The organism is Promicromonospora vindobonensis, from assembly GCF_042685865.1.
Classification (GTDB): Bacteria; Actinomycetota; Actinomycetes; order Actinomycetales; family Cellulomonadaceae; genus Promicromonospora; species Promicromonospora vindobonensis.
Map to the genome: position 1 here is coordinate 2542917 of NZ_JBHUOG010000001.1, position 12751 is coordinate 2555667.

General features: G+C 69.9%; 13 protein-coding genes. 10 read left to right on the plus strand and 3 right to left on the minus strand.

Annotated elements, in window-relative coordinates; all coding sequences use genetic code 11:
• Nucleotides 1–258 precede the first annotated feature (258 nt).
• Both ACFS27_RS11485 and ACFS27_RS11490 read left to right on the plus strand, forming a co-directional pair.
• Entirely contained in the window at nucleotides 259–1512 is a 1254-nt protein-coding gene (locus ACFS27_RS11485; RefSeq protein ID WP_377183004.1) for an LVIVD repeat-containing protein, read from the plus strand.
• A gap of 166 nt (nucleotides 1513–1678) precedes the next feature.
• Nucleotides 1679–2452 carry a DUF305 domain-containing protein gene (locus ACFS27_RS11490; RefSeq protein ID WP_377183006.1) on the plus strand — a complete coding sequence of 258 codons (774 nt, stop codon included), beginning with the start codon at nucleotides 1679–1681 and terminating at the stop codon, nucleotides 2450–2452.
• 14 nt (nucleotides 2453–2466) lie between these two features.
• Here ACFS27_RS11490 and ACFS27_RS11495 read toward each other — a convergent pair whose 3' ends face one another.
• The gene (locus ACFS27_RS11495; RefSeq protein ID WP_377183008.1) at nucleotides 2467–3285 is read right to left on the minus strand and encodes a CPBP family glutamic-type intramembrane protease; all 819 of its coding nucleotides are present in this window, start codon (nucleotides 3283–3285) and stop codon (nucleotides 2467–2469) included.
• A gap of 80 nt (nucleotides 3286–3365) precedes the next feature.
• Complete coding sequence (locus ACFS27_RS11500) at nucleotides 3366–4181, minus strand: hydrolase (protein WP_377183010.1); 816 nt, start codon at nucleotides 4179–4181, stop codon at nucleotides 3366–3368.
• Nucleotides 4182–4422: 241 nt separating this feature from the next.
• Between ACFS27_RS11500 and ACFS27_RS11505 the strand changes: the two genes are divergently transcribed.
• From ACFS27_RS11505 to ACFS27_RS11540, 8 genes are all read left to right on the plus strand, one after another.
• The gene (locus tag ACFS27_RS11505; protein ID WP_377183012.1) at nucleotides 4423–5580 is read left to right on the plus strand and encodes a hypothetical protein; all 1158 of its coding nucleotides are present in this window, start codon (nucleotides 4423–4425) and stop codon (nucleotides 5578–5580) included.
• 228 nt (nucleotides 5581–5808) lie between these two features.
• Nucleotides 5809–6099 carry a CPBP family intramembrane glutamic endopeptidase gene (locus tag ACFS27_RS11510; protein ID WP_377183014.1) on the plus strand — a complete coding sequence of 97 codons (291 nt, stop codon included), beginning with the start codon at nucleotides 5809–5811 and terminating at the stop codon, nucleotides 6097–6099.
• Nucleotides 6100–6168: 69 nt separating this feature from the next.
• The gene (locus ACFS27_RS11515) at nucleotides 6169–7722 is read left to right on the plus strand and encodes a sensor histidine kinase (protein WP_377183016.1); all 1554 of its coding nucleotides are present in this window, start codon (nucleotides 6169–6171) and stop codon (nucleotides 7720–7722) included.
• Nucleotides 7719–7910 (plus strand): hypothetical protein, encoded by a 192-nt coding sequence (locus ACFS27_RS11520; RefSeq protein ID WP_377183018.1) that lies wholly within the window; start codon nucleotides 7719–7721, stop codon nucleotides 7908–7910. Before ACFS27_RS11515 ends, ACFS27_RS11520 begins: the two co-directional genes overlap by 4 nt.
• Nucleotides 7907–8611, plus strand: coding sequence for a response regulator (locus tag ACFS27_RS11525; protein WP_377183020.1), 705 nt, complete (start codon nucleotides 7907–7909; stop codon nucleotides 8609–8611). The genes ACFS27_RS11520 and ACFS27_RS11525 overlap by 4 nt, the downstream gene beginning before the upstream one ends.
• A 106-nt stretch (nucleotides 8612–8717) precedes the next feature.
• The gene (locus ACFS27_RS11530) at nucleotides 8718–10418 is read left to right on the plus strand and encodes a carbon starvation CstA family protein (protein ID WP_377183022.1); all 1701 of its coding nucleotides are present in this window, start codon (nucleotides 8718–8720) and stop codon (nucleotides 10416–10418) included.
• A 3-nt stretch (nucleotides 10419–10421) separates the two neighbouring features.
• Entirely contained in the window at nucleotides 10422–10703 is a 282-nt protein-coding gene (locus ACFS27_RS11535; protein ID WP_377183024.1) for a cory-CC-star protein, read from the plus strand.
• Entirely contained in the window at nucleotides 10697–11698 is a 1002-nt protein-coding gene (locus ACFS27_RS11540; RefSeq protein WP_377183696.1) for an ArsA family ATPase, read from the plus strand. The genes ACFS27_RS11535 and ACFS27_RS11540 overlap by 7 nt, the downstream gene beginning before the upstream one ends.
• Nucleotides 11699–11703: 5 nt before the next feature.
• Here ACFS27_RS11540 and ACFS27_RS11545 read toward each other — a convergent pair whose 3' ends face one another.
• On the minus strand, nucleotides 11704–12699 hold the full coding sequence (locus tag ACFS27_RS11545) for a helix-turn-helix transcriptional regulator (RefSeq protein WP_377183026.1): 996 nt from the start codon (nucleotides 12697–12699) through the stop codon (nucleotides 11704–11706).
• Nucleotides 12700–12751: the final 52 nt, after the last annotated feature.

A 12751-nucleotide genomic window follows, 5' to 3' on the forward strand; every position in this document is an offset into this window, starting at 1 on the left:
TTGGGGCAATTGTCACCGCTGTGTAAAAAGTCACCAAAAGTCTAGTGCTGAGAGGTTCCTGTGAGTGACACTTCCTCAACCGACCTAGGAGGTGTGACGCCCGTGCGTCGTCCAACCTTTACTCGATCTCGCGCCCGGGGTGCCACCGGCGTCGCCCTGACAGCGTTCTTCGCTGCGGCGGCTGTGGCACTCGCAGGCCCCGTGGCGGCATCGGCCGCCGAACCGGACGTACCACCAGGCGAGGTTGAGTCCTGGAACATGACCCACCTGAGCAACCAGCCCAAGAACGGCGCACTGAAGGGCACAGGCTCGGACATCGCGTTCCAGGGCAAGTACGCGTTCGCCGGCAACTACGACGGCTTCACCGTCTACGACCTGTCGGACAAGGAGAACCCCGAGCAGGTGGTCCAGGTCTCCTGCCCCGGCGCGCAGAACGACATCTCCGTCTACAAGAACGTCCTCGTGCTGTCGACGGACTCGTCGCGCAGCGACGACTCGTGCGAGTCGACGACGATGGATGCCACCAAGAAGGAGGCGTGGGAGGGCATCAAGGTCTGGGACATCTCCAACCCGCTGGAGCCGGAGTACGTCCAGTCCGTCGAGACCAACTGTGGTTCGCACACGCACTCCCTTGCCCCGTCGAAGAACGGCCGGACGGTCTACGCGTACGTGTCGTCGTACTCGCCGAGTGCCACCTTTCCGGACTGCCAGCCCCCGCACGACATCATCTCGATCGTGAAGATCCCGGTGAAGAACCCGGCGTCGGCCGAACTGGTCGCCGCGCCGAACCTCTTCCCGGACGGTGGCTACGAGGGTGACCCCTCCCGCCGCGCCTCCACCACGAGCGGCTGCCACGACATCACCACCTACGCCGAGTACGACCTGGCCGCCGGTGCGTGCATGGGCGACGGCATCCTGATGGACATCAAGGACCGTGAGCGCCCCCGCGTGATCAGCCAGGTGCGGGACACGGAGAACTTCGCGTTCTGGCACTCGGCCACGTTCAACAACGACGCCACCAAGGTGGTCTTCACCGACGAGCTCGGCGGCGGCGGTCTCGCGACCTGCACCGATGAGTTCGCACCGGAGCTGGGCGCCAACGGGATCTACGACATCGAGCGCACGCGCCACGGCAAGACGGAGCTCGAGTTCGCGTCCTACTACAAGATCCCCCGGATCAACACCGCCGCGGAGAACTGCGTGGCGCACAACGGTTCGCTGATCCCGGTCAAGGGCAAGGACCTCATGGTCCAGGCCTGGTACCAGGGTGGTGTCTCGGTGTTCGACTTCACCGACTCGGCAAACCCCCGCGAGGTCGCCTGGTTCGACCGCGGCGAGGGTCTGAGCAGCGGTGGTAGCTGGTCGACGTACTACTACAACGGGTACGCCTACTCGAACGACCTGGGCATCGGCTTCGACACGTTCGACATCGACGACTCGATCGACGGGAAGGCCGAGAAGGTGCGCCAGAAGTCGCTCAACCCGCAGATGCAGGAGTCGTTCCGGGGCTGACGCCATAGCTCGACGGGATGGCAGCGACCATCCGGGGGCCCATCGGTATCCATACCGGTGGGCCTTCGGCACCCCCCGGATCCGGTCCGACCGGCAACGGCGGCTTGTCCGTGGCTCACGACCGGGGCCTGGCGTTCCCATGGGTTTGTATGGGAACCTCCCGGACATGACGCCCCAGGACTCGACGACCGAGGAGACCACCCCGCCGTCGGGCAGCGTGCCTGAGCCGGAGGGGACGGCGCCTGAGTACGGGCTGCACCGCCGGCTCCGGCTCATGGGGGCCGTGCTCGCCGGCGGGCTCGCCGTCGTGCTGGCCCTGCTGCTGTGGCTCGGTGTGCTGGTCCCGGCCAAGCAGGAGGCCGCGGGGTACTCGGACGCGGACGCCGCCTATGCCGCCGTGGCGATCGAGCACAACGCGCAGGCGGTCCAGCTGACGGCGCTCGCTCCGGGCCGGTCCACCGACGACGAGGTGCTCGCCCTGGCGGTCGAGGTCGGCGAGGCTTCAGCCGGCCGCGTCCGCGAGCTCGCCGACTGGCTCGAGGCGCGTGACATCCCGGTGCCGACGGCGGGCCGGGAGGCGCTCGCGCTGGCCGAGGACGGTCTGGACACCGAGCTGCCCGACGACGGCAGCGGCCCCCGGTCGGGCGCCAGCGCGCACTCGCACGAGGGCGGGAACCACGGCATGCTCACCGACGAGCAGGTGAACGGGATCGCTGCGCTCCACGCGCAGGACTTCGACATCGCGCTGCTCGCCGCGCTCGTCGAGCACCACTACGGCGGGCTGCAGCCGGCCGACGAGGAGATCACCGAGGGCGAGGACGCCGAGGCGAAGGCGCTGGCCCAGGCCGAGGCCGACGCCATCCGCGTCGAGGTGGAGAAGGTCCGCGACGTGCTCGCGGCCATCGGCGGCCCGGGTTCCAACGACGGGTCCGGTTCGTAACCGGGCCGGACGGGTCAGGGTGCGGTGACGAAGATGTCGAACAGCTCCGGGTGGTGGCCGTGCACCAGGACGGCGAACACGACGGCGTCGAACAGCAGGTGCACTGCGACGACATAGCTGAGCGACTTGAACTTCGCGAAGATCCAGCCCTGGACGAGCGCGAACGGGATGGTGAGCAGCGGGCCCCACTCGCGGTAGCCGAGCTCCCACAGGAACGACACGAAGATCATCGACTGCAGCAGGTTCGCCTGCCACATCGGGAAGTGCTTGCACAGCAGGGCGAACACGATGCAGATGAAGAACAGCTCGTCCCAGATGCCCACGGCGTTCACGCCCACGAACAGGCGCCAGATGTCCTGCGACCCGTCGAGGTCCGGCCAGTTCAGGTACGCGCCAGAGCCCAGGAAGTAGAACGGCAGCAGCACGTACCCCAGGGCAACGACGGCGGCGAGATAGACCCACTGCCCGCGCGTCCAACGGCGCCCGGTCAGCACCGGGAACTGGATGGTGTCCTGCTTCAGCACGAACCGGGACAGGGCCCAGGGCACGAGCACCGACCCGCCGAGCGCGAGCGTGAAGCGCAGCATCCCGGCGTCGGACAGGTCCGCCTCGAGCGAGATCATCGAGATGATCCCCAGGCCGACGCCGATCAGCGCCAGGTCGCGGCCCAGGGCGCGGTCGACCCACAGGCCAAGCGCGATGCCCACCACCAGCGGCAGGTACGCGACCGGTCGGATGTGGATGGCGAAGAGCAGGATCGCCGAGGCCGACACGAGAAAGGCGGCGGTCAGACGCGCTGGGCCGACCAGCGAGGCCGGCAGAGTGGAGGTCACGGGGTCGAGACTCCCACATCCCGGGGCAGCCGTGTGCCGCGGTTCCTCTCGTTGCCACCGGCCTGGCCCGCGCCGTGGGGTCAGGTCAGGTGGTCGAAGTCGCCCCTGGTCCAGGCGGCGTGCCGTTCTGCGGAGCGCAGGACGACGGCGCGGGCGTCGGTCGGGATGACGCCGTCGAAGTTGTTGTAGAGCCGGTCGAACGCGAACCGTGCCACGTGGTGGGCGACCCGCTGGACCACGGGCCCGGACAGCGGGATCCGGTTGGGGTAGCTGCGCATGAAGGAGACCGAGGTGCGGTCGGGGTTGGCGAAGATCGTGTCGCCGCTGAGCAGGACGCCCTTGCCGGAGGCGCCGGAGGCCCAGTGCGCGACGCAGGAGCCGGGGAAGTGTCCGCCGGGCTGGCTCAGGGTGATGCCGGGCAGGATCTCGCGGTCGCCCTTCCATGGTTCGACGGCGGTGTCGGTCCGGGCGAGCCAGTCCGTGTCGGCTTCGCTGACCAGGATGGGTACCTGGCCGAGGCGGCGGCTCCACTCGACCTGGACGCCGTACATGTGGGGGTGGCTCGCCACGATGTACGCGAGGCCGCCGAGGTCCTGCACGGCGGTCACGGCGGCGTCGTCGAGGTAGCCGGGCACGTCGAACATCAGGTTCCCGTGCGGGGTCCGGACGATCTTCGCGGTGGGGCCGATGCCGACGTCCGGCACGGTCCTGAGGCCGAACAGGTCGGGCTCCAGCTCCCGGACCTCGATGCTCTGCCCCCTGGCCGCGAGCTCCTCCAGCGTGGTCCAGCGCTGCCCGTCGGCGGGGACCCACTGGCGCTCGTCGGCGCAGATGGCGCACACGTCGGTTCGGGACTCATGTTCCACGCCGCACGTGCGGCAGATCCAGAACGTCATTCGACTGCTTCCCTTCGTCGGGCTCGTGCTCCGTCACGATGCGCCTCGGCGTGCGCGGAGTCCAGCACATTCGTCGAGCCGCGAAGCTTTCGGCGGACCGCACCGCGCGCCGCACCGGCGCGTCACCGGGTGAATCGTTTCGCATCCCTGGCAGACCTGGCGCCGGAGCCACGCGGTCCATACCCTCGTGGTCACGTGGCTCTACAACGTTGTAGGGCCGGGTTCTCACGGAGGAGTGACCATGGCATCAACGTCACGGCGTCACCCGCGGCTTCTCGCCGCAGGGGCCGCAGCACTGTCGGTAGTCGTCTCCCTGCTCGCCGCGCCCGGGGTCGCGGCAGCGCCGCCCAGCGCGCCGCCCACGTCGGACAGCGGCGCGACGGCTCCTGTCGTGCGGGCCGCTGCCTGCGGCGACGGTGCTGACGCCCTCGTCACCGGGAGCCAGTCGTCGGGGTTCACCGCCAGCTACCACGGCCAGACGGTCTACCAAGGGGAGTACTACATCACCGCGATCTGGGAGGCGATCGGCGCGCTCGACCCGAGCCGTACCAGCCAGGAGAAGGTGTCGGTCATGGCCAGCGCCTGGATCGGCGACAACACGATCGACCTGCCGAGCCACACGGCGTTCGAGGTCTGCGGAACGATGGACACCGGGAACGTCTCCGGGCGGGGAGCGGTCCAGGCCATCGGAGTCCGGAACGTGTCGATCCCCCACCTGAACATGACGGGAGCCCCGTACTTCGGCATGCGCTTCGCCGACGTGCACGGCCTGCACCTCGGACAGATCAACCTACGGATGAGCGGAGGCCTCGGCATCCGGTTCGAGCGTGATCTGCCGGGAAGCACCGAGGTGCGCATGGACAGCATCTATGTGTCGGGCACCGGCAACCACGGTGTCGAGACGTGGAACGTGGACGGTCTGCGGATCGGCACCATCACCGCGCGCAACGTCGCCTACGCGGGGCTCCTGCTGAACAACACGCGCAACGCGACGATCGGCACGGTCGACGGCGAGAACGTTGCCACCGGCACCGGCTACGCCACGTTCCGGATGGCCAACACCAACGGGCCCGGCATCACGGTGGACCGCGTGCGGTCACGCGGCGGGGGCCGCGGCGTGTTCTGCGTGTCCAACTCGCGGGGCGCACGCATCAACACCGTCGACCTGGCGAACAACGGCAACAACTCGGTGCTCATCGAGAACTGCTCGGACATCACCATCGCCGGCGGCACGGTCAACGGGGGCGGCGAGGTGCGGCTCGCCGCACGTTCGGAGTTTCCCAACAACCGCGACATCGACATCACGCTCCGCGTGGACAACACCTCCGTGCGTGAGTCGCCGTGCGGGGAGAACACCACCTGGAACCTGAGCGGGAACGGGGCCCGCAACATCTGCTGACGGCGCACCCGGGCTGCGAGAACGGGGTTGTGCTCCGAATCGGGCTCAGCCCGACCACAACCCCGTTCTCGCCGGTCGCGCTCTGCTGGGCCCGCGACTCCTAGGTTGGGGACATGGTGCTGGTACCGGGAACGTGCGAATCGAGCCGACGGAGCCTGCCATGAGCTGGCCTGACGCGAACGCCACAGCGGCGGCAGACGACGGCTCCGCCGCCCAGTCGGGGCTCTCGTGTTCTCGTTCGTCAACGCGGCAGCGGAGGAGGGCGCGTACAACGGTGTGGCGCAGAGGGCGTTCGGCCTCGACGTCGGCCGGGTCTTCGCGGTGGTGCTCGCCGCTGCGATGTTCGGCGCGTCTCACTGGTACGGGTTCCCGAACGGCTGGTGGGGCGTGGTCCTCGCGACGGCGTACGGCCTGGTGCTGAGCGCGCTGCGCCAGGTGTCCCACGGGTTGCTGCTGCCCTGGGTGGCGCACGTCCTCGCGGATCTCACGATCGTGGCGGTGCTGCTCACGCTCTGGTGAGGCCGTCGGTTCGCCGGCTCCCCCTTCAGACGGAAGCGGGCATGCCCTCGGAGTTCCTACCCTGGGGGCATGGTCCATGCCCCACCTCGGTCCGAGACACGGCAGCCCGACGGCGACCGGCCAGCCGTCGGCGGTCGTGACGTACCCGCCGTCGGCGGTTCTGACGTACCCGGCGCTGCCGGGCGCATGGCGCGCCTGCTCGACTGGTTCGGCGTCGACTCCGACTGGGAGCGGGTCCCCGCCGGCCGCGACGCCTACCGCAAGGACCTGCTGCTGGGCGCGGGGTTCGCGGTGCTGGCTGCCATCTCGGTGGAGCTCGGCCGCAGCATGGGCATCTTCGAGGGCGTGCGGGAGCCGCTGTGGCTGATCATCCTGCTCGCGGTGGCCAGCACGGCCCCGTTGGGCTGGCGGCGTCGCTACCCCCTGGTGTCGCTCGCGCTCGTGTACGGGGTGTGGCTCGGGCTCGGACTGACGATCAGCGCGATCACGGTGCTCATGCCGATGCAGGTCATGTACTTCGTCGCGCTGTTCACGGCGGTGGCCTGGGCGCGGGACCGGCGGGCGATGCTCGTGGTGGTCAGCGTCTGCGTCCTGATGATGTTCACCTGGCTCATCTGGATGTTCGCGGTGCAGCAGGGCGTGGAGACGCTCCTCGAGGAGTTCCCCACGCGCGCGGACTGGCCCGGCCTGATCGAGCCGTATCTCGCGAACGCCGTCTACCAGCTCATCACCAACATCGCGTTCTTCGGCGGCGCGGTGGTGGCGGGCCAGATGCAGTGGAACGCGGCGCGACGCCGGCGGCAGCTCCACGACCAGGCGGACACCATCGAGAAGCAGGCCGCTGCCCTCACGGACCAGGCCATCGTGGCCGAGCGGGTGCGGATCGCGCGCGAGCTGCACGACGTCGTCGCGCACCACGTGTCCGTGATCGGCATCCAGGCGGCCGCTGCCCGCCGGGTGCTCGACCGTGACCCCGCCAGGACCGCGGAAGCGCTCGTCACCATCGAGCGTGAGTCGCGCGAGGGGGTCGCGCAGATGCGGAACCTGGTGGGGACGCTCCGCTCGGTGCCCGACGGCGGTGGCAGAGACGATCCGCCAGGACCGGACGGCGGCAGCTCCCGGGCGCCCGAGCCGGGGCTCGCCGACCTCCCCACCCTGACCGCCGCCGACCACGACGGCCTGGACACCACGTTCCAGCAGGTCGAGGAACCGCCAGGCGTCGCGGCCGACGTGCCGGACCCCATGGGGCTCAGCCTCTACCGCACCGCCCAGGAGGCGATGGCCAACGTGCGCAAGCACTCGACGGCTCGGTCCGCGACGGTCACGCTGCGCGTCGTGCGGACTCGCGAGGCCATTGCGGGCCGGCAGTTCGAGCACGGCTTCGCCGAGGTGGAGGTGCTCGACGACGGGCGGCCACGCCGCGGGACGTCCGGTTCCGGGCTCGGGCTGCTCGGGATCCGTGAGCGTGCCGCGACCCATCAGGGCGTCGTCGAGATCGGCACCCGGGCGACCGGCGGGTTCCGGGTCCGGGTGCGGCTGCCGCTGCCTGCGCCCGGTTCTGACGTCCGGACCTCCATCGACCCCGCCACCCACACCGCAACCACAGGATCGAGAACACCATGACCGCGAGCCGCATCGCGTGGTTCCTCGGAACCCTCGCGCTGACCACGCCGATCCTCCTTGCCGCGTTCTCGGGCGGCGACGGGATCACCGGGCCGGTGCTCCTGGAGAGCCTCGTGTGGGCGGCGGGCATCGCCGCGGCACAGGCCCTGCTGTGGGGCAAGGTCCGACGGCGCGAGGGCGACGCGTGATCCGGGTCCTGCTCGCCGACGACCAGGCGCTCGTGCGCTCGGGCTTCTCGCTCATCCTCTCGGTGGAGGACGACTTCAAGGTGGTCGGTGAGGCCTCCGACGGCGCCGCGGCGATCGAGCTGACCCGCGAGCTGCGTCCCGACATCGTGCTCATGGACGTGCAGATGCCCGTCATGGACGGCATCGAGGCCACGCGCCGGATCGTCGCGGAGGACCTCGCGAAGGTGCTGGTCCTGACGACGTTCGACCATGACGAGTACGTGTTCGACGGGCTCGCGGCCGGGGCGTCTGGGTTCCTGCTGAAGAACTCGGACGCGGAGCACCTCGTCGAGGCGGTGCGGACCGTGGCGGCGGGGCACGCCCTGCTCGCGCCGCAGATCACGCGCCGCGTGATCGAGCAGATGGTCGCGGGGGAGCGACCGCTGCCCGGCGAGCTGGGGGTCCTCCGGCAGCCCGAGGAAGCCGCCGGAGCTCGGTCCCGGCCGGCGGTCGAGGCGCCCGACGGCCTCGTTCTCCTCACCCCGCGAGAGCGTGAGGTGCTGGAGCTGGTGGGTACCGGGCTGTCGAACGCGGAGATCGCCGCGAGCCTGTACCTCGGCGAGGCCACGGTGAAGACCCACGTCTCGAACGTGCTGTCCAAGCTGCACCTGCGGGACCGGGTCCAGGCGGTGGTCCTCGCTCATCGGGCGGGTCTGGTCTGAAACTGACGGCACCGGCCCGGTCGATCGGTCAACCCTCTGTATAGGGAATCATCGAAACTAGTATGGTGTGCCGGTCCCCCGTCGACGATGACCCTGGAGGCCCCCCGTGAACTCCCTCGTCCTGGCAGTCATCGGTATTGCACTGATGCTCGCCGGATACCTGCTGTACTCCAAATTCCTCGGTAAGAAGATCTTCCGGCTCGACCCCGCCTTCAAGACCCCCGCGCACGAGCTGAACGACGGTGTGGACTACGTCCCCACCAACAAGTTCGTGCTCTGGGGCCACCACTTCACCTCCGTCGCAGGCGCCGCGCCCATCGTGGGTCCCGCCGTCGCCGTGATCTGGGGCTGGCTGCCCGCGGTCCTGTGGGTGACCATCGGCACCATCTTCTTCGCCGGCATGCACGACATGGGCGCCCTCTGGGCGTCGCAGCGTCACAAGGGCCAGTCGATGGGCATGCTGTCGGGCAAGTACATCGGCAAGCGCGGCCGTGCCCTGTTCCTCGTCGTGATCTTCCTGCTGCTGCTCATGGTCGTGGCCGCGTTCGCCGTGGTCATCAAGAACCTGCTGATCGGCACCCCGACGTCGGTCATCCCGGTGTGGGGCGCGATCCTCGTGGCCCTCGTGATCGGCCAGATGATCTATCGCTGGAAGATCAACCTGCTGGTCACCACCATCATCGGCGTCGTGGCCCTGTACACGCTGATCATCGTCGGCGACGCCAACCCGATCGTCCTGCCCGACCCGATCCTCGGCATGTCGCCGGCGACCTTCTGGATCGTGGCGCTGTTCGTCTACGCGGGCATCGCGTCCCTGCTGCCGGTGTGGGTGCTGCTCCAGCCGCGCGACTACATCAACGGTGTCCAGCTCTTCATCGGCCTGGGCATCCTGTTCGGGTCCGTGCTGCTGTCGGCCCCGGCGATCGTCGCCCCGGCGATCAACCAGAACGTCCCCGAGGGCACGCCGCCGCTCGTCCCGCTGCTGTTCGTGACCATCGCCTGCGGCGCCATCTCGGGCTTCCACGGCATGGTGTCCTCCGGCACGTCGTCGAAGCAGCTCGACAAGGAGACCGACGCCCGGTTCGTCGGCTACTTCGGTGCGGTGGGCGAAGGGCTGCTGGCTCTCGGCGCCATCATCGCCGCAACGGCCGGCTACCGGACGCTCGCCGACTGGGAGGCCGTCTACACCGCGTTCAACGAGGGCGGCGTGGCGGCGTTCGTCGAGGGTGGCGGCAACATCCTCAACGCGGGCCTCGGCATCCCCCTCGGCCTGTCGGCCACGATCCTTGCCACCATGGCGGTCCTGTTCGCGGCGACGACGATGGACACCGGCGTCCGTCTGCTGCGCTTCGTGGTCCAGGAGGCCGGCGAGCTCGCGAAGGTCAAGGTCGGCGGCATCCTCGGTACGGTGATCGCGCTCGTCGTGTCCGTCGGCCTGGTGTTCAGCCTCGGGGCCGACGGCGAGGGCGGCATGCTGATCTGGCCGCTGTTCGGTACCACGAACCAGCTGCTGGCGTCCCTGACGCTGTCGGTGATCGCAGTGATCCTGCTGCGCAAGAAGATCAACCCGCTGCCGGTCGTGATCCCGCTGGCCGTGGTCATGGTCATGTCGATCTACGCACTGGTGCTCCAGATCGGCACGTTCTACGCCGAGCAGAACTGGATGCTGCTGGTGCTCGACATCATCATCCTCATCGCCTCCCTCTGGGTGGCGCTCGAGGCGTTCATAGCCATGGGCAAGGCCCGCGGCGGTGTCGACGACGCGGACGACGCCGACAACAAGCCCGTCGCGAGCGTCGAGGGCTGACCTGTGCTCAGCCGCCGGTTCGGCACCGCCCGCCGGCGGCTGAGCGCTGTCTCCGCGGGACTGCGCGAGTTCTACGTTGCGCCATACCGCCGCACGTTCGCGCGGGCCCAGCGCGACGAGGACGACCTCTTCATGCTGCTCGTCCTGAGCGAGGCCCTCGGGGTGCCCAACCCGGCGTCGTACTACACGGCCGAGCTGCTGCCGCTCGTCTACGAGCGTGTGCACGAGTGGCACACCCGACTTGGCATGGACCGATCACCGCTGGAGGACGTGTCGTGCTGCTGACCGACGTCGTACGCGGTCGGCGTGTCCTGTTCCTCGGTGGCAAGGGCGGCGTCGGCAAGACCACGACGGCGTCCGCCCTGGCGCTCGCGCAGGCGCAGGCGGGCCGCCGGGTGCTGGTCGTCTCGACCGACCCCGCGCACAACCTGGGGCACCTGTGGCAGCGAGAGGTGGGCGACGTCGTGGTGCCGCTGTGGCGGGCCGAGGCGCCGTCCGGCCCTTCGAACGGCGCCGGGCAGAGTGGCGGCGCAGGGCTGCTCGACGGGGTCGAGATCGACCCACGGCGCACCACCGACGCTCATCTGGCCCAGGTCGGCTCCACGCTGCGCCGTCTGATGCCGGACCACCTCGCCAAGGAGGTCGACCGGCATCTCGACCTCGCGAGGGACGCCCCCGGGACGCACGAGGCAGCGGTGCTCGAGCGGATCGCCGACGCCGTGGAGACGGGCTTCTCCGACTACGACCTGGTCGTCTTCGACACCGCGCCGTCGGGGCACACCGCCCGGCTGATGGCGTTGCCGGAGACGATGTCCGCCTGGACCGAGGGTCTCTTGCGACGTCGCGACCGGGCCGACAAGTTCTCGGGCGCGCTGTCCGGGCTCGGCGTGCGCGACCCGAAGGCGGAGCGGGACAGCGAGATCCGGCGCACGCTGCTGCGGCGCCGAGAGCGCTTCGAACGCCTGCGGTCGGTGCTCACCGACCCGGAGACGACGTCGTTCCTGCTGGTGCTGGCCGCGGAGCGGCTGCCGGTGCTGGAGACCGTCGAGCTTGCCGGGACCCTGCGAAAGCTCGGCGTGCCGGTGGGCGGTCTGGTCGTGAACAAGCGCTCGCCCGACGACGCGGGTGGGTTGCTCGCGGCCCGGCGCGCGCACGAGGACGAATGGCTGGCTGTGCTGGACGGCAAGCTGGGTGACCTGCCGCGCGTCGAGTGCGAGCTGCTGCCCGGTGAGGTCACGGGTGTCGCGGGCCTGGAGCAGTTCGGCGCGGCGCTGCGATAGGGATGTCAGCGATCGCTGACACGCCCCCACCGCTGTACGAGGCGCCGGCCGGCCGCGACGAGCTCGGGCGGTTCCAGCTCGGAGAGGTCGGCGTCGAACGTGGTGAGGATCCCGGCGACGCCCGCCCATGACCACGCACCGATGGTGAGCCGCGAGTGGTCGGTGTCGAGGTGCTCCACGACGGACCCGCCGGGCGCCCACCGGGCCACGGTCTCGGCCGGGAGGTTGATCCGGGCCGTCCCTACACATTCCCACGTGGAGACGGTGTCGCCTCGATCGTGCGTGGTCATGACGAGCTGGGCGACGTCGCCGCCCGGTACCGCTCGCGGCGCGAACCGCGTCGCGGTGGGGGTGTGGACGTGGAGGCGGTCGACGCGGTGCACCCGCCAGGTGTCGTCGGCCAGGTCGTAGCCCACGAGGTACCATCGCCCGGCCCAGACGACCAGATGGTGCGGTTCGAGGCGTCGTGGCGGAGCGAAGTCGGCATCATGCGGGTCGGGCCGGGTGCCGTCGGCTCGCAACGCGTCGAAGGCAAGCACGTGCCGGTGCCGGACCGCGCTGCCGACGGCCCGCAGCGCGCTCGGCGCGATGGGTGCCCCCGGAAACTCCCAGTAGTTCCGCAGCGTGGTCAGACGGAGCGTGTCCATGGTGGACCGCAGCGCCGGGGGTACCACCTGCTTCAGGGTGTCGGCTGCTCGTGCGGCGTCGTCGCCAAGACCGAGGACGCTGGTGGAGGCGGTCTGCAGGGCGACGGCGACGGCCAGGGCCTGCTCGTCGTCGAACAGCAGCGGCGGGAGCGGGTGTCCGGCGCCGAGCTCGTAGCCGCCGGCCGGGCCACGGACGGTCGTCACCGGATAGCCGAGTCGCCGCAGGGTCTCGACGTCCCGCCGGGCCGTGCGATCGCTGACCTCGAGGCGGGCTGCGAGCTCGCCGAGCGACCAGCGCCGGCGTGCGGCGAACAGGGACAGCAGCTGCAGGGTTCGTCGCGAGGTGTCGGCCACCACCGCAGCATGGCAGGTAGTGGACACCCCAGGTCCACTACTGGTGGCACGG